Origin of the sequence: Sphingomonas sp. DBB INV C78 (assembly GCF_042693015.1) — a bacterium.
Lineage (GTDB): Bacteria > Pseudomonadota > Alphaproteobacteria > Sphingomonadales > Sphingomonadaceae > Sphingomonas_E.
Window position 1 is genome coordinate 4,208,134 of record NZ_CP170544.1, and the last position, 15,983, is coordinate 4,224,116.

The 15,983-nt window shown below is 64.4% G+C and carries 12 protein-coding genes and 2 pseudogenes; 3 read left to right on the forward strand and 11 right to left on the reverse strand.

Going from position 1 to position 15,983, the window contains the following annotated elements; genetic code table 11:
* Positions 1–9: 9 nt before the first annotated feature.
* On the forward strand, positions 10–1,968 hold the full coding sequence (locus ACFB49_RS20010; protein WP_380873172.1) for a pyrroloquinoline quinone-dependent dehydrogenase: 1,959 nt from the start codon (positions 10–12) through the stop codon (positions 1,966–1,968).
* Positions 1,969–2,058: 90 nt separating this feature from the next.
* Here the strand turns inward: ACFB49_RS20010 and ACFB49_RS20015 are convergent.
* From ACFB49_RS20015 to acnA, 3 genes and pseudogenes are all read right to left on the reverse strand, one after another.
* A pseudogene (locus ACFB49_RS20015) lies at positions 2,059–2,160 on the reverse strand (PEPxxWA-CTERM sorting domain-containing protein); the annotation flags it as partial.
* A gap of 63 nt (positions 2,161–2,223) precedes the next feature.
* Positions 2,224–3,291: pseudogene (locus ACFB49_RS20020) on the reverse strand (NF038122 family metalloprotease); the annotation flags it as partial.
* A gap of 219 nt (positions 3,292–3,510) precedes the next feature.
* Positions 3,511–6,195, reverse strand: a complete 2,685-nt coding sequence (gene acnA, locus ACFB49_RS20025) for an aconitate hydratase AcnA (RefSeq protein ID WP_380873174.1) — start codon at positions 6,193–6,195, stop codon at positions 3,511–3,513.
* A gap of 216 nt (positions 6,196–6,411) precedes the next feature.
* On the opposite strand from acnA, the gene ACFB49_RS20030 reads away from it, so the two are divergent.
* Together ACFB49_RS20030 and ACFB49_RS20035 are read left to right on the forward strand one after the other, a co-directional pair.
* Positions 6,412–7,281: an LLM class F420-dependent oxidoreductase gene (locus tag ACFB49_RS20030; protein WP_380873176.1), complete on the forward strand. Its 870-nt coding sequence runs from the start codon at positions 6,412–6,414 to the stop codon at positions 7,279–7,281.
* Positions 7,282–7,367: 86 nt separating this feature from the next.
* A complete protein-coding gene (locus tag ACFB49_RS20035; RefSeq protein WP_380873178.1) occupies positions 7,368–8,159 on the forward strand; it encodes a metallophosphoesterase family protein in 792 nt (263 codons plus the stop codon).
* A gap of 257 nt (positions 8,160–8,416) precedes the next feature.
* Here ACFB49_RS20035 and ACFB49_RS20040 read toward each other — a convergent pair whose 3' ends face one another.
* The 8 genes from ACFB49_RS20040 to ACFB49_RS20075 all read right to left on the reverse strand — a co-directional run bounded on the left by ACFB49_RS20040 (position 8,417) and on the right by ACFB49_RS20075 (position 15,918).
* A complete protein-coding gene (locus ACFB49_RS20040) occupies positions 8,417–8,680 on the reverse strand; it encodes a hypothetical protein (protein ID WP_380873180.1) in 264 nt (87 codons plus the stop codon).
* A 222-nt stretch (positions 8,681–8,902) separates the two neighbouring features.
* A complete protein-coding gene (locus ACFB49_RS20045; protein WP_380873181.1) occupies positions 8,903–9,829 on the reverse strand; it encodes a M48 family metalloprotease in 927 nt (308 codons plus the stop codon).
* Positions 9,830–9,967: 138 nt separating this feature from the next.
* Complete coding sequence (locus tag ACFB49_RS20050) at positions 9,968–10,978, reverse strand: fumarylacetoacetate hydrolase family protein (protein WP_380873183.1); 1,011 nt, start codon at positions 10,976–10,978, stop codon at positions 9,968–9,970.
* Positions 10,979–11,045: 67 nt separating this feature from the next.
* Positions 11,046–12,353 (reverse strand): UDP-glucose dehydrogenase family protein, encoded by a 1,308-nt coding sequence (locus ACFB49_RS20055; RefSeq protein WP_380873184.1) that lies wholly within the window; start codon positions 12,351–12,353, stop codon positions 11,046–11,048.
* Positions 12,354–12,425: 72 nt separating this feature from the next.
* The gene (locus tag ACFB49_RS20060) at positions 12,426–13,295 is read right to left on the reverse strand and encodes an alpha/beta fold hydrolase (RefSeq protein ID WP_380873185.1); all 870 of its coding nucleotides are present in this window, start codon (positions 13,293–13,295) and stop codon (positions 12,426–12,428) included.
* Between the two features lie 7 nt (positions 13,296–13,302).
* A complete protein-coding gene (gene pgmG, locus ACFB49_RS20065) occupies positions 13,303–14,685 on the reverse strand; it encodes a phosphoglucomutase/phosphomannomutase PgmG (protein WP_380873187.1) in 1,383 nt (460 codons plus the stop codon).
* 28 nt (positions 14,686–14,713) lie between these two features.
* Entirely contained in the window at positions 14,714–15,124 is a 411-nt protein-coding gene (locus ACFB49_RS20070) for a molecular chaperone DnaJ (protein ID WP_380873189.1), read from the reverse strand.
* Positions 15,124–15,918, reverse strand: a complete 795-nt coding sequence (locus ACFB49_RS20075; protein ID WP_380873191.1) for a division plane positioning ATPase MipZ — start codon at positions 15,916–15,918, stop codon at positions 15,124–15,126. Before ACFB49_RS20075 ends, ACFB49_RS20070 begins: the two co-directional genes overlap by 1 nt.
* Positions 15,919–15,983: the final 65 nt, after the last annotated feature.

The following is a 15,983-nucleotide window of genomic DNA, read 5'->3' on the forward strand; positions in this document are numbered from 1 at the left end:
GAGGGCGGGATGCGCGACAGGCGCCGGATGGCAATGTGGGGCGGCGTGCTGCTGCTCGCCGGGTGCGGGCAATCCGCCGGCCCGATCGATCATAGCGGGCCGCTGGCCGACTGGCGCTTCTATGGCGGCGATCAGGATGCCAGCCATTATTCGCCCGCCACCCAGATCACGCCCGCCAATGCCGGCGCGTTGAAACCGGCCTGGACCTACCATATCGGCATGCTCGACGTGCCCGAAGGCGTGTCGCCCACCTTCGAGGCGACGCCGATCGTCGCCGACGGCAAGATGTTCGTCTGCTCCGGCCTTGGCAAGGTCGCCGCGGTCGATCCGGAGACCGGCAAGCAGATCTGGGCCAACGAGCATAAGGCCGATCCCACCAACGCCTATCTGATCAACTGCCGCGGCGTGACCTATTATAAGGACCCCGCGCCGCTCGTGCCCACAGGCGGCACCGCGCCCGAATGCCCGACGCGCATCCTGGTCGGTAGCCTCGACGGGCGCCTGCGCGCGCTCGATGCCGAGACCGGTAAGCCCTGTGCCAGCTTCGGCGACAAGGGCGTGCTCGATCTGACCCAGGGGCTGGGGCCGGTGAAGCCCGGCGACTATGCGATCTCGTCACCGCCGGTCGTGGTCGACGGCAAGATCATCCTCGGCGGTCGCGTGCCCGATAATATGCGCGTCGATGTACCCGCGGGCGTGATCCGCGCCTTCGACGTTCACACCGGCAAGCTTGCCTGGGCGTGGAATCCGCTGCCGCCGGGCGTCACCGACGCTGCCAACGCGCCCGCCGGCGAGCCTTATGTCCGCGCGACGGCCAATAGCTGGGCGCCGCTCTCCGCCGATCCCGCTCGCAACCTTGTCTTTGTGCCGACCGGCAATGCCGGCCCCGATCATATCGGCGTGGATCGCGGCGGCCGCGATTACTGGTCCGCCTCGGTGGTGGCGCTCGACGCGCGCACCGGCCAGCCGAAATGGCGCTTCCAGACGGTCCATCACGATGTCTGGGATTATGACGTCCCGGCCCAGCCTCTGCTGTTCGATCTGAAGCGCGACGGCAAGGCGATCCCTGCGCTCGCGCAGGCGACCAAGCAGGGCCATATCTTCATCCTCAACCGCGAGACGGGCGAACCGCTGTTCGGGGTAGAGGAGCGGCCAGTGCCGCAGGACGGCGCGCTCCCCGGCGAGAAATTGTCGCCCACCCAGCCCTTCCCCAGGGATGCCGCGCTCAACGTCCGGCGTGAGCTCACCCGCGACGACATGTGGGGCTTCACTCCGTGGGACAAGGCCAAGTGCCGCGAGCTGTTCGACAGCGCCAACTGGAAGGGTGTGTTCACCCCGCCATCGACACGGGGGACGATCTTCTTCCCCAGCTTCATGGGCGTGAACAATTGGGGCGGCCTCGCGATCGATCCGGTCAACCAGATTCTCGTCGTCAACACCACCCAGGTGCCGGCGATCGTGAAGATGGTGCCGCGCAAGGAAACCGATGCGATGCTGGCGCGCGGTGAACGGCTGCTGCCCAGCTTCGGTGCGCCTTACGGCAACACGATGAACCCGATGCTGTCTCCCTTCGGCGCGCCGTGTGTGAAGCCGCCATGGGGCACCTTGCTGGCGATCGACCTCAAGACCGCGAAGAAGCTCTGGGAAGTGCCATTGGGCTCGACCCGCGATCTCGCGCCTTGGCCGATGTGGATGGATCTAGGCGTGCCCAACATGGGCGGTGCCGTCGTCACCGCATCGGGCGTGGTGTTCATCGGCGCTACGACCGACAATTTCCTGCGCGCCTTCGATATCCGCACGGGCCGCGAATTGTGGAAGGGGCGGCTGCCGGCGGGCGGGCAGGCGACCCCGGTCACCTACCGGCTCAAGAAGGACGGCAAGCAATATGTCGCGATCGCGGCGGGCGGCCACAAATATCTCGGCACCACCGTCGGCGATTCGCTGGTCGCCTTCGCGCTCGAAAAGTGAGGGCACTCTGCTGAAACGGAAAGGGCCCCGGCCGCTTGCGCGATCGAGGCCCCTCCGCTTGGCCGGGCTGATACAAGCCCGACAGGGGAATCAGGCGGTGGCGTAACGCCGTCCGCTGAACCGGCGGAGCGTGCCGCCGATCAGGCCGAAGCCAAGGATCATCTGCGCCCAGGTCGCCGGCTCGGGCACCGCCCGCGCTGTCGAGAAGGCGTAGTTCGGGTTGGAAAGCACGTCGATATTCGGGTTCCAGCCGATCGCATCGAACAGGGCCAGGTCCAGCCCGCGAATGATGCCCATCTGACCGAAGGCTACGGTCGGGTCCATGACGCCCAGCTGCGGCAGGCCCTTGGCCGAATCCTTCCAGTGCGATGCCTGGCGGCCGTCGCCGTTATAAGCGCCGGTCGAAAAGAAGCCGCCATTATAGACCGTCTGGCCGCCGTCGATCGAGAAATAGCCGTCGCTGCCCGGCGTCCAGTTCAGTTGCGGCCCGCCCGGTCCGGGCGAATTGGGATCGTTCGTGTAACGGAACAGATCCATCGCATAGCCCCAATAATCGTCATTCACCGGATAGTCGTCGAACAGACCGGCCACCTCGCCGTTCGGGCGGCCCAGGAAGTCATAATCGTCGACGCCGCTGGTGAAGCCGAGCGTGTGGCCGATCTCGTGGATCGCGACCGAGATGAAGTCGATCTTGTCGGCATCGATGCCGTCGGTCGGATCGAAATCGAAGGCGAAGTCGGAGCTGAACTGGATGTCGCCGTCCGCGCCGGCCGGCAATCCGGTCAGGCCGATCGCCTTGATCACCGAGGAATTCACCGCGACGACCGAGTTGTTGAAGCTCTTGTCGTTGTCGAACACCTGCTTCGAATTGTCGATGCCCAGCTTGTTCACCGGATCGACATAGCCCGGCGTGATCACGTCGACCGCGCCGGTCGAGGCGCCGCCTAGGCCAACGCCGCCGGCCGACAGCGGGGCCAGCACCTTGGTGGCATCAAGGGCGGTCGTGCCGCTCGCGCTGAGCGCGCTCTGATAATCTTGGATGTTCATCAGGAACAGCCGGCTGCTGGCGCCGCCGATGATGTTCGGGTCGCCGAAGGAGGCGAAGCTGATGTTCAGGTTGACGGTCACGTCGTTGGTAAGGACGCTTTCCCAGTACCGCGCGGCGACGTTGAAGCCGAATTCGGCCGCACTGCCTGCGACAGTCCCGTCGTCCGCAAACACGATATTGACGGCATGGGCGGGCGACGCTGCACCGATGATCGCAGCGGTGGCCAGTGCCGTCCCGAGCAAGGCCCTGCGCAATTCCGAAGCTACTTTGGACATGGTTGGTTTCCCCTGATTAGGTCAACCGAGTCACGTTCTTCCGGGCGCGCCCACTATCTCCGGAAGAGACTCGGTTACAGCCTGTTAACCAATAGGAACCTGGCCTGCTTTCCGGTCAAGACCTCGAATTCGGCTGCCCTGTTTTGGGACGATGCAAAGCAAAAGGCCCGGAGTCTTTCGACCCCGGGCCTCCAAGCTGTCTTCCGAAACTCTTGGCCGTCAGGCTGCGAGCTTCCGCAACACATAATGCAGGATGCCGCCATTGAGGAAATAGTCGAGCTCATTGACGGTGTCGATGCGGCAGCGCGTCTGGAAGCTCTCGGTCGAGCCGTCGGCGCGCTTCAGCGTCACCGTCACCTTCTGGCGGGGGCGGAGACCGGCGACATTCTCGATCGTGAAGCTCTCGGTGCCATCGAGCTTCAGGCTCTTGCGGTCGACGCCCTCGGCGAACTGCAGCGGCACGATGCCCATGCCGACCAGGTTAGACCGGTGGATACGCTCGAAGCTTTCGGCGATGACGGCGCGGACGCCCAGCAGGTTGGTGCCCTTGGCCGCCCAGTCGCGCGACGATCCGGTGCCATATTCCTTGCCGGCGATGACGACCAGCGCGGTGCCGTCGGCCTTGTAGCGCATGGCGGCGTCATAGATCGCCATCACTTCGCCCGACGGGATATATTTGGTCAGGCCGCCTTCGATGCCGGGGATCATCTCGTTCTTGATGCGGATGTTGGCGAAGGTGCCGCGCATCATCACTTCATGGTTGCCGCGGCGCGCGCCATAGCTGTTGAAGTCGGCCTTGCTGACCTGATGTTCGAGCAGGAAGCGGCCCGCGGGCGAATCCGCCTTGATCGAACCGGCCGGGCTGATGTGGTCGGTGGTGATCGAATCCGCGAAGATGGCGAGCGGGCGCGCGTCGCGAATGTCGGTCACCGGCGCCGGCGTCATCGACATGCCTTCGAAATAAGGCGGGTTGGCGACATAGGTCGAAACCGGGCTCCACTGATAGGTATCGCCGCCTTCGATCGCGATCTTCTGCCAGTGGACGTCGCCCTGGAAGACGTTGGCGTAGCGCGACGAATACATCTCGCGGTCGATGAAGCTGGCGATCGTGTCGGCAACCTCGGTGTTGGTCGGCCACACATCCTTCAGGAACACGTCCTGGCCATCGCTGCCCTTGCCGAGCGGGGTGGTGGTGATGTCCTCGCGCACCGTGCCCTTGATCGCATAAGCGACGACGAGGGGCGGCGACGCCAGGAAGTTGGCGCGCACGTCCGGCGACACGCGGCCTTCGAAGTTGCGGTTGCCCGACAGCACCGAGGCGGCGACGAGGTCATTCTCGTTGATCGCCTTGCTGATGGGTGCTGCCAGCGGGCCGGAATTGCCGATACAGGTGGTGCAGCCATAGCCGACCAGGTTGAAGCCGAGCGCGTCGAGATCCTCGGTCAGCTTGGCCTTGTCGAGATAGTCGGTGACGACCTGGCTGCCCGGCGCGAGCGAGGTCTTGACCCACGGCTTGGACTCGAGGCCGAGCGCACGGGCCTTGCGGGCGACGAGGCCGGCAGCGACCAGCACGGACGGGTTCGACGTGTTGGTGCAGCTGGTGATCGCGGCGATCACCACGTCGCCATGGCCGATGTCATGGGCACGACCTTCGACCGCGACGCGCTGGTCGCTGTCGCCCGATTTCTTGTAGCCGGAGACGAGCTCGGTGTTGAAATTCTCGTCGACATTGTTGAGCAGCACGCGGTCCTGCGGGCGCTTCGGGCCGGCGAGCGACGGCTGGACCGAGCTCATGTCGAGCACCAGCGTATCGGTGAAGACGGGGTCCGGGGCGGCGGCATCGCGCCAGAAGCCCTGCGCCTTGGCATAGGCCTCGACCACGTCGATCGAATGCTCGTCACGGCCGGTGAGGCGCAGATAGTTGAGCGTCGCGCCGTCGATCGGGAAGAAGCCGCAGGTCGCGCCATATTCGGGCGCCATGTTGGCGATCGTCGCGCGGTCGGCGAGCGTCAGCGCGTCGAGGCCGGGGCCATAGAATTCGACGAAGCGGCCGACCACGCCCTTGGCGCGCAGCATCTGCGTGACGGTCAGCACCAGGTCGGTCGCGGTGATGCCTTCGGCGAGCGCGCCGGTCAGCTTGAAGCCGACGACCTCGGGGATCAGCATGGAGACGGGCTGGCCGAGCATCGCCGCTTCGGCCTCGATGCCGCCGACGCCCCAGCCGAGCACGCCCAGGCCGTTGACCATCGTCGTGTGGCTGTCGGTGCCGACCAGCGTGTCGGGGTAGGCGACGGTCGCGCCGCTCTCGTCGGCCGAGGTCCAGATCGTCTGCGAGATATATTCGAGGTTCACCTGGTGGCAGATGCCGGTGCCCGGCGGCACCACCTTGAAATTGTCGAGCGCCTTCGAACCCCATTTCAGGAATTCATAGCGTTCCATGTTGCGCTGATATTCCAGGTCGACATTGTCCTGGAACGCCTTGGGGCTGCCGAACTCGTCGACCATCACCGAATGGTCGATGACGAGGTGGACGGGAACCAGCGGATTGATCTTCTGGGCGTCGCCGCCAAGCTTGGTGATCGCGTCGCGCATCGCCGCGAGGTCGACCACGCAGGGCACGCCGGTGAAGTCCTGCATCAGCACGCGCGCGGGACGATACTGGATCTCGCGCTCGGAGGTGCGGTCCTGCTGCCAGTCGACGATCGCCTGCACGTCCTCGGTGGTGACGGTCGTGCCGTCCTCGAAGCGCAGCAGATTTTCCAACAGCACCTTCATCGAGAAAGGCAGGCGCGATACGTCGCCGAGCTTCTCGGCCGCCTTCGGAATGGAGTAATAATGAACGGTCTTGCCGCCGACCTCCAGGGTCGAGCGGGTGTTGAGCGTGTCCTGTCCGACGGCGGTCATGGGCTGTTCCCTTTATGCTGCAACGCGAGAGTCCCGGCGCCCTTAGCAGGCGAGATCGGGCTGGGGAAAGCCTGAATCAAGCGGCGATCGCGCCATCGTGCCTGCGGCGAAACGGCCAGCACCCCGCGATCGGGCCAAGGATCGCCGGTTGAGGCTTTCCCGCCCCGCGAAGCAGTGTGAACCTGCCGCACAACCAGAGCCCTCGGGAGTGCCCAGATGAAGTTCGTCCTGTCCGCCGCTTTCGCGCCCGTCCCCGCCTTACCCGAGATCGCGGTCGCCGCCGACGAGGCCGGCTGGGCGATGATCACCATGTCCGATCATGTCGTGAATCCGGAGACGCTGACGACGCCTTATCCCTATACGCCTGATGGCTCGCGCCGCTGGCCCGAATTCACCGACTGGCCCGATCAGCTCGTTATGATGGGTGCCTACGCCACGATCACCAAGCGCATCCGCTTCACCACCAACGCGTTCGTCCTGCCGATGCGCAACCCCTTCCTCGTCGCCAAGGCGGTATCCACCGTCTCGGCGATTTCGAACAATCGCGTCGTGCTGACCTGCGGGGTAGGCTGGTCGAAGGACGAATATGGCCTGCTCGCCCAGGACTTCCACACCCGCGGCAAGCGCGCCGACGAGATGATCGAAATCATGAAGCTGCTCTGGTCGGGCGAATATGTCGAATATCACGGCCAATATTATGATTTCCCGCGGATCGAGATGAACCCCAAGCCCGCCGGCCCGGTGCCGATCTGGATCGCCGGCATATCCGACGCTGCGCTCCGCCGCGCCGCCCGCGTCGGCGAAGGCTGGCTCACCGATCTCCAGCCAGCCGCCGAAATCCTTGAAAGCATCGAACGCATCCGCGCGCTCCGTCGGGAATATGGTCGCGATCACCTCCCCTTCGACGTCCTCGCCTCGCCGTCGGACGTTTATGATGTCGACGGCTACAAGCGGCTCGAGGATCAGGGCGTCACCCACATTCTGATGCAGCCTTGGCATATCTATCATCCCGGCACTCAGGATGTCGGGCACATGGTCGAGAGCGTGAAGCGCTATGCGGATGATGTGATTGGGAAATTCGACTGATAGGCTGACGATCGGCGATCCTGGCATGTGTCGACAGTAAGGAACGTCGTGTCGACGTAATCTTTGCACGGTTTTTCGATAGGTGTATGGCGCTTCGCGCCATGGTCATGAAGCGTCTGTTCAAACTCTCCCGGTCTCAGGATCGTCTTCCGGCAACGGTTCCCGAAGGCCGGCGGGTCTATGCCATAGGCGACGTGCATGGGCGGCTGGATTTGCTGGAGCAGCTTCTCGAAAAGATCAATGAAGACGATGTCGGCCGCGGGCCGTGCGGCACGGATATCATCTTCCTCGGTGATCTTATAGACCGAGGGCCGGAATCCGCGGGCGTGGTCGAGCGTCTTCGCTTGCTTGCCGGAAAGGATCGGCGTTGCCGATTTCTAATGGGCAATCACGAGGAAATCTTCCTGCGGGCTCTTTCGGGCGATCTGCAATCGCTGAAGTTGATGATAAGGATCGGGGGAAAGGAAACGATATTGAGCTATGGCGTTGACCATGCCCAATATCTTGCTTGGGATTTTGACGAGCTTCTGAGCACGCTGAACGGAATCGTCCCCGAAAATCATGGGGCGTTCATCTCAGGATTCGAAGATACAATCGTCGTTGGCGACTATATCTTCGTCCATGCTGGACTAAGGCCAAACTTGCCGATCGATCAACAACGGGTCAGCGACCTGAGGTGGATTCGGAAGGATTTTCTGGAGAGCAAGGTCGATTTTGGTGGCATGGTCGTCCACGGACATAATGTAACGCCCGAGATAGATCGGCAGATTAACCGGATCGGGATCGATACCGGGGCTTACGCTTCCGGTCGGCTGACGGCGCTCTGCCTTGAAGGCGCGGCGCAGTGGACTCTTGTGGCGAAAGGCCAGGCTGCGTAGCTGAATCTGAGGTCGTCGGCGAAAAGCCGACCAGGGTTGCACAGATATCTCAGTCTGCGAATGAGCGTGTCCGACGACGATAAAAAAGCGATCGGTGGAATATGCATCCCGACAGATGAAGCCTGCTCGGCGAATGCCTCAACCCTTTGGGGAGGCTTGAATCGCCATACGGCCGAGATAACCGACCATCACAATCCAACATGACATACATAATTGTGGGGCGGCCTTCGCCGCCCCACATCAGAATCGCTCAGCAATTACGGGCTGACCGGACCTTCGTTGTCGTTGCCGCCATCGACGGCCACGACGATGCCGGCGATCACCGCAGCAGCGGCGACGATGGCGAGGATCAGGCTGCCGCCCGAGAGATTGCTTTCATCCTGCTGCGCCGCGCCCGTGCGCGCCTTGGCAGCACCAGCAACCGAAAGACGGCTCGCCGGCGAAGCGGCCTGTGCCAGCGTCGGCACGACCATCATAGTTACGGCCACAGTAGCGGCCGTGACGGCCTTACGAAAACCCATGAGACAACTCCCTATTCACTGACGGCAATTTTTGACTCAGCCAGCAGGCACCCCATGCATGCAAAAAGTTAAAACTTCAACCCCAAACCGGCAAAGTGCTTGTTATTCGGGGCGAAGACGTTTGCCGTTGCATAGATGCAACGCCCGCAATGCTTCTTATAGAGTCAAGTAAAGTAGAAATGGGGGAGCCGCAGGATTAATGCGCGGCCATGTTTATGCAGATTAAGGGCAGTCGGCCGTCGGCATGACCGGGGCTCCCCGAGTGCGGAGCTCTTCTATTTGCGCAATGGTGGCGTCCGCAGCCCGTGCCCGTTCCTTGCCGCTGGGGTGAGTCGGGTCGGAAAATGGTCCAAAATCATAGGTTCGGCCGAATCGGCGCCAGAAGTTCGGCGCAACCTCGATTGCGTAGCCGGCTCTCGCTGCCAGAAAAAGCCCGATGTGATCCGCCGCGCATTCGGTGTCGCGGATTTTGCGGGCATTGGCTCCGAATATCGACAATAGTCCGCGACTCACCTTCTGCTCATCCAGGCTGGCGCGATGTCGCAACGCGTTGTGGGCCATTTCATGAGCGATGATAATCGCAAGCTCGTCGTCATTTTGAGCGAAGTCGACAAGTGCGGTGGTGATCGAGATCATCTGGCCATCCGCTCCGCCATGGAGCTTTTTGGAAGGCATCAACTGGATCGCCGACGCGCAGGCCATGACCGGCGCGAGAGTGGTGGTGATCCGTCGGCCGTCACGCAAGAGTTCGATCTCGACCGGTCCCTGGGCAAGCGCCGTTTGCAACCGCGTCAACAGGCGGCCCATCTGCGCATAATCGCCGCGTCGGGACTCGCGGACCTTGGCAGTGGGAGAGCGTGGAACTGTTGGTTCGCCATTTATCGCGATGAGGGCGTCATCTGCCCTTATGCCGGCCTTGTCCGCGGGGCCTTCTGAGACGACACCCGAGACGCCGGGCCACTCGCCCAGGCCGAACACATCACGAGCCTCGTCGCGAGCGGCTTGGCTATATTGATCGGCGTCGTGGAGCACGACGCCCGCATTTGCCGCAACGTCCTGACAGAGATCGAGATTGGCGGTCGCCAGACGGAAAGCGATCGTCGCGACTCGCACATCGGCATCGCGCAATGCCCGCAGTCCGTCCGCCATCGTAGGATCAGACGATGGCGCCGCGTCCGACTCCCGGGGGTTCTGGCCAGGGGCTGGCACTGCGCTGATCCATAGCAGCATGGCGGCGACCGCTGTGAACATCCTCGTGAAAGGCAAACCCACCATTCCAGACGCCGATCAAGCTGCCGCGTTCACTGTCTGCTCGATCGCGCCGAACACCGAATGGCCATGATCATCCTCGACGGCGATGCGCACGACGTCCCCACCTTTCAGAAAAGGAGTCGCCGGTGCGCCGTTTAGGATCGTTTCAACCATCCGCACCTCGGCGATGCAGCTATAGCCGCGCCCGCCTTGATCGATCGGCTTGCCGGGGCCGCCGTCGGCGTCGCGGTTGGAGACGGTGCCGGAGCCGATGATCGTCCCCGCTGTAAGGCTGCGCGTCTTGGCGAGGTGCGCGATCAGCGTGCCGAAGTCGAAGGTCATGTCCTCGCCGGCCTGCGTCCGGCCGAACGGCTTGCCGTTGAGGTCGACGTCGAGCCGCCGGTGAAGCTTGCCGTCCTGCCACGAGTCCCCCAGCGCTTCGGGCGTCACGAACACGGGCGAAAAGGCCGATGCCGGCTTCGACTGGACGAAGCCGAAGCCCTTGGCGAGCTCGGCCGGGATCAGGTTGCGCAGCGACACGTCATTGGCGAGCCCGACCAGCCGGATCGCTGCCAGCGCGGATTCGCGATCGGAACCCTGGGGAACCTCGCCGGTGACGACGACGATCTCAGCCTCGAGATCGCAGCCCCAGGCCTCGTCCGGAAGCGGAATGGGGTCGCGCGGGGCAAGGAAACCGTCCGATCCGCCTTGATACATCAAGGGATCGGTCCAGAAGCTTTCGGGCAATTCCGCTCCGCGCGCCTGACGGACAAGCTGGACGTGATTCACATAGGCCGAGCCATCGGCCCACTGATAGGCGCGGGGCAAAGGGGCTGCCGCTTGCCGCTCGTGAAAGCGCATCATCGGGATGGCTTCGTGGGCAAGGTCGGTGGCCAGCAACGCCAGTTTGGGCGCGACTACGTCCCAGTCGTCGAGCGCGGCCTGCAGCGTGGGCGCGATGTGCGCCGCATCGGCGCACCAGGCGAGGTCGTTGCTGACAACCACCAGCCGCCCGTCGCGTCCGCCCTTGAGCGATGCCAGCTTCATTCCGCCTCTCCTTTGCTTGGGAAAGGAGGATTAGAGCCTAATCCGCTGCGGCGAAAGGGGAGGTGGCTCAGTCCGAGCGGCCGACGCCAGTATATTCAAGCCCGGCGCGGCGCGCCTCTTCCGGTGGATAGACATTGCGCAGGTCGACCAGGATGGGCTGGGCGAGCAGGCCGGCGATTCGCTTGAGATCGAGCGCACGGAACGCGTTCCATTCGGTGACCAGCACCAGCGCGTCGGCACCGTCGGCCACCGTATAGGGATCATCCACCAGTTCGACATGGGGCAGCAGCGGGCGCGCCTGCTCATGGCCCTCGGGATCGAAGGCGCGGACCTTCGCGCCGGCATCTTCCAGTGTCTGGATCAAGGCGAGCGAGGGCGCGTCGCGCATGTCGTCGGTATTGGGCTTGAAGGTCAGGCCGAGCACGCCGACCGTCTTGCCGCGCACGTCGCCGCCCATTGCCTTGATGACCTTGCGGCCCATGGCGCGCTTGCGCGCGTCGTTCACCTGCACTGTCGCCTCGACGATGCGCAGCGGCGTCTCATTGTCGTCCGCGGTCTTGAGCAGCGCCAGCGTGTCCTTGGGGAAGCACGAGCCGCCATAACCGGGGCCGGCGTGGAGGAATTTGGAACCGATGCGGTTGTCGAGGCCGATGCCGCGCGCCACCTGTTGCACATCGGCGCCGGTCGCTTCGCACAGATCGGCGATTTCGTTGATGAAGGTGATTTTCACCGCCAGAAAGGCATTGGCCGCATATTTGATCAGTTCCGATGTGCGCCGGCCGACGAACAGCAAAGGTGCCTGATTGAGGTAGAGCGGGCGGTAGATGTCCTGCATCACTGCCCGGGCTTCCTCATTTTCGATACCAAGGACGATGCGGTCGGGCCGCTTGAAATCGTCGATCGCGGCGCCTTCGCGCAGGAATTCGGGATTGGAGACGACCCAGGCGGTGGCATCGGGCGCCACCTCGCGGATGATCCGCTCCACCTCGTCGCCGGTGCCCACCGGGACGGTCGATTTGGTGACGACCACGGTCGAGCCGGTGATCGCCGCCGCAATTTCGTGCGTGGCGGCAAAGACGTAGCTCAAATCGGCATGCCCATCGCCGCGGCGCGATGGCGTGCCGACCGCGATGAACACGGCCGCGGCATCCTTGACGGCGGCGGCAAGGTCGGTGGTGAAGGCCAGCCGGCCGGCGCGGACATTGTTCGCGACCAGCGTATCCAGCCCCGGTTCGTAGATCGGCATCACGCCGCGTTCGAGCGCCTCGATCTTGCCCGCATCCTTGTCGACGCAGATCACGTCATGGCCGAAATCGGCGAAGCAGGCCCCGGACACGAGCCCGACATAGCCCGTGCCGATCATCGCAATACGCATCGCGCTTCAATCCCTTCGCCCTGATAGTCGGCGCCCCGCTACCATTGATGGTCGTGGCGCTGCAACCGCGGCCTATGTGAGGAAATCGCGCATCATCTTGGAAAAGGCGTCATGCTGGTCGTGGTGAAGCCAATGACCGGCATCGTCGAACATCTCGACGCGCGCGTTGGCGAAATGACCGGCGCGGCCGTCGGCCTCGGGCGAGGAAGCCCAGCTCTGCCGGCCATAGGCCAGGATCACCGGGCAGGCGACGGCGGCCCATAGCGCATGTTTTTCGGCCTGCAGCAGATCGGCGGGCGACATGGCGCCAACCGCCGGATCGAACTTGAAGCGCACGAGGCCGTCCTCGCCGATGCGTGACCCGTGAATCGTCAGATGGTGAGCAAGCTCCAGCGGCAGCCGCGGATTGGCGGCCATCATCCGCTCGGTCGCGGCCTCAATGCTCGGATAGCTGCGCTGGGGCGCCGCGCTCAGCCGATGCTGCTTGGCGATCCAGTCGCGCATCCGTGCCGCGATCGGCTCCGCCGCGATCTCCGCGGCGCGCGTCGGCGATGGCCCAAGCCCCTCGATCACGATCAGCCGGGACGTCCGTTCGGGATAGATGCCGGCATGGCGCAACGCGACGTTGCCGCCCAGCGAATGGCCGACCACCGCCGCGCGCTCGATCGCCAGCGCATCGAACAGTCCGGCCAGATCGGCAACAAGGTCGCCCATCTCATAACTGCCGTCGGACGCCCATGCGCTGTCGCCATGGCCGCGCAGGTCGGGCGCGATCACCCGCCAATCATCGGCGAAAGCGCCCGCGATCGCATCCCAGCTCCGCGCATGATCGCGCCCGCCATGGACGAGCAGCAGCGGCGGGGCGGCCGGATCGCCCCATTCCGCATAATGCAGCTTCAGCCGCTGGGTGACGAACCAGCCGTCGCGTGGGGCTGCGGTCATCGACGGGTTAATGGCCCGCCGACAGCACCGGCTCGACCCCGGAGGCAGCGAGCTGGGCGTTGATCTGCCCCATCAGCCGGTCGAGCCCGGCCTGGTCCTTGGCTTCTGCGCGGGCGACCAGCACGTCCTGCGTGTTCGATGCGCGCAGCAGCCACCAGCCATCGGGCGTGTTGACCCGCGCGCCATCGGTGCGGTTGACGTCGGCGCCCTCGGCCTCCAGCCGGTCGAGCACTTCCTGCACCACCTTGAATTTGCGATCCTCGGACGACTGGAAGCGCAGCTCGGGCGTGTTGACCATGGCCGGCATCGCATCCTTGAGCGCGGTCAGCGATCCGCCCAGCAGGCGGATGGCGCGGATCAGGCGGACGGCGGCATATTGGGCGTCGTCGAAGCCGTAATAATCATGCGCGAAGAAGATGTGGCCGCTCATCTCGCCGGCGAGCGGCGCATGGGTTTCCTTCATCTTGGTCTTGATGAGCGAGTGGCCGGTCTTCCACATCAAGGGCTTCCCGCCGAGTTCGGCGATACGGTCATAAAGCGCCTGGCTGGCCTTGACGTCGGCGATGATCGTCGCGCCCGGTTCCTCGCGCAGCACCGGTTCGGCCAGAATGGCGAGCAACTGGTCGCCCCACACCACCCGGCCCTTGCCGTCGATGGCGCCGATGCGGTCGCCGTCGCCGTCGAAGGCCAAGCCGAAGTCGAGCCTTTTCTCCGCCACCAGCGCCTTCAGGTCGGCGAGATTCTTCTCTTCGGTCGGATCAGGATGATGGTTGGGGAAATTGCCGTCGATCTCGGTGAAGAGCAGGTAATGCTCACCCGGCAGCAGCTTCACCAGTTTCTCGATCACTGGCCCGGCCGCGCCATTGCCGCAATCCCAGCCGATGCGGAACGAACCGCCGGCATAGCCCGCCAGCAGCCGGCCGACATAATCGTCCATGACGTCGGCGTTGGTGATGCCGCCCTGGCCAGTCTCCCAATCCTCCTCGGCGGCCAGCCGGCCGATGTCCTGGATATCGGCGCCGAAGAAGGGGCGGTGCTGCAGCACCATCTTGAAGCCGTTGTAATTTCCGGGGTTGTGGCTGCCGGTGATCTGTATGCCGCCATCCACCTCAAGCGTAGCCTCCGCATAATAGAGCATCGGCGTGGGGCCGAGGCCGATGCGCACGACATCGACGCCGCCCTGGGTCAACCCGTCGACCAATGCCGCTTCGAGGACAGGGGAGGAGAGGCGTCCGTCATAGCCGACTGCGACACGGGTCCCGCCAGCGCGGCGCACGCGGGTGGCAAAGCCGCGGCCGATGGCATAGGCATCGGGCGCACCCAATGTCTGTCCGACAATCCCGCGGATATCATATTCGCGCAGGCTCGTCGGATCGAAACGATGGGTCATCTAATGCCTCCCAGAATGGAACTCGGGGTCAAGACGCGCGGGGGCGCTTGCGGTTCAATTCGCTCAGCAATGTGTCACGCGCAAGATTGACACGCCGGGCAAGCTCCTCCGATCCGCCGGTATCGGGATGAACGCGTGCAATCAGGCGACGATGTGCGGCGCGAACTGCCGCGGCATCGGCGTCGGCGGGCAGGTCGAGCAGGCTCCGCGCCTCGGCGACGGGCATTCCGACCGCCGGTTGTTGTCGGGCGCGGTTGAGGACAATCGCGGCGCCGATCAGCAGCGGCAGGCCGTAGAGCGGCTTGCCCTTGGTCGCGAGCACGACGCCCACGATGCCGAGCAGCCCTGCAAAGATTTCCGCGCGCGTCGGCTGGCGCAGCCGCCCGGTCTTCCAGTTCCACAGCAGGAGGACCGCGACGGCGATGGCCAGCAGCGTCATCAGCCGTTGGCCGCGCGCTTCACCGGCCAGTCCGGCAGCGACAGGCCCGACACCATCTCACGCAATTCCTGCCGCGCCGCGATGTGGGCGAGGCCGGGCTCGCCGATCGCGGCGAGATCGAGGAGCGTGATGCCTTTGGGGAAAAGTTCGCGATAGATCACGCGCTCGGAAAGTCCCGGAATGACGCGGAAACCCACCCGCTTGGAAAGCTCGCCGAGTGCACTGGCGACGCGGCGCATGTTGCGCGCCTCGACATGCTGCAGGCGGTTGCGCAGCACCACCCAGTCGACAGTGCCGCCATCGGTCTTGGCGCGCACCTTGCGGGCGTCCCACACCAGTTCGGCATAGAAGCTCGGGCGGCGCACCTTGTAGGTTTCGGCATCGACCTGGCCGATCAGGTCGAGGTCGATGAAGCTGTCGTTGATCGGCGTCACCAGCGTGTCGGCGCGCTGCATCGCGGCCAGCGCGTGCGGATCGTCGCGGCCGGGCGTGTCGATCACCACCACATCGGCATCGGCGGCCAGTGCGTCGATGCGATCGTTGATGTGGACGCCCTTGGTCGCATCGAAGGTCTCGGTGACGGGCGTCGGCAGCTCGACAAGCTGGCGGCGCGAGGTCGCCTCTCGATTCTCCATATAGCGGCCCAGCGTCCGCTGACGCGTATCGAGGTCGATCGCGGCGACGCGGCGGCCGGCGGCGGCCAGCGCCACGGCGACGTGGACGGCGGTCGTCGATTTGCCCGATCCGCCTTTCTCATTGGCGAAGACAATCAGGTGGGCGGCGTGTGCAGCCATATTGTATCGCGATCCCTGCTCTCTTGATTCCGCCGGCGACGGCCCCCAAAGACGCCCCGGTCAAT

Bases quoted from the DNA above. Each gene is read 5' to 3' on its own strand.
- ACFB49_RS20010 (WP_380873172.1), top strand. From the start codon at position 10: ATGCGCGACAGGCGCCGGATGGCAATGTGGGGCGGCGTGCTGCTGCTC.
- acnA (WP_380873174.1), bottom strand. From the start codon at position 6,195: ATGACCGCCGTCGGACAGGACACGCTCAACACCCGCTCGACCCTGGAG.
- ACFB49_RS20030 (WP_380873176.1), top strand. From the start codon at position 6,412: ATGAAGTTCGTCCTGTCCGCCGCTTTCGCGCCCGTCCCCGCCTTACCC.
- ACFB49_RS20035 (WP_380873178.1), top strand. From the start codon at position 7,368: ATGGCGCTTCGCGCCATGGTCATGAAGCGTCTGTTCAAACTCTCCCGG.
- ACFB49_RS20040 (WP_380873180.1), bottom strand. From the start codon at position 8,680: ATGGGTTTTCGTAAGGCCGTCACGGCCGCTACTGTGGCCGTAACTATG.
- ACFB49_RS20045 (WP_380873181.1), bottom strand. From the start codon at position 9,829: ATGGCGGACGGACTGCGGGCATTGCGCGATGCCGATGTGCGAGTCGCG.
- ACFB49_RS20050 (WP_380873183.1), bottom strand. From the start codon at position 10,978: ATGAAGCTGGCATCGCTCAAGGGCGGACGCGACGGGCGGCTGGTGGTT.
- ACFB49_RS20055 (WP_380873184.1), bottom strand. From the start codon at position 12,353: ATGCGTATTGCGATGATCGGCACGGGCTATGTCGGGCTCGTGTCCGGG.
- ACFB49_RS20060 (WP_380873185.1), bottom strand. From the start codon at position 13,295: ATGACCGCAGCCCCACGCGACGGCTGGTTCGTCACCCAGCGGCTGAAG.
- pgmG (WP_380873187.1), bottom strand. From the start codon at position 14,685: ATGACCCATCGTTTCGATCCGACGAGCCTGCGCGAATATGATATCCGC.
- ACFB49_RS20070 (WP_380873189.1), bottom strand. From the start codon at position 15,124: ATGACGCTGCTGGCCATCGCCGTCGCGGTCCTCCTGCTGTGGAACTGG.
- ACFB49_RS20075 (WP_380873191.1), bottom strand. From the start codon at position 15,918: ATGGCTGCACACGCCGCCCACCTGATTGTCTTCGCCAATGAGAAAGGC.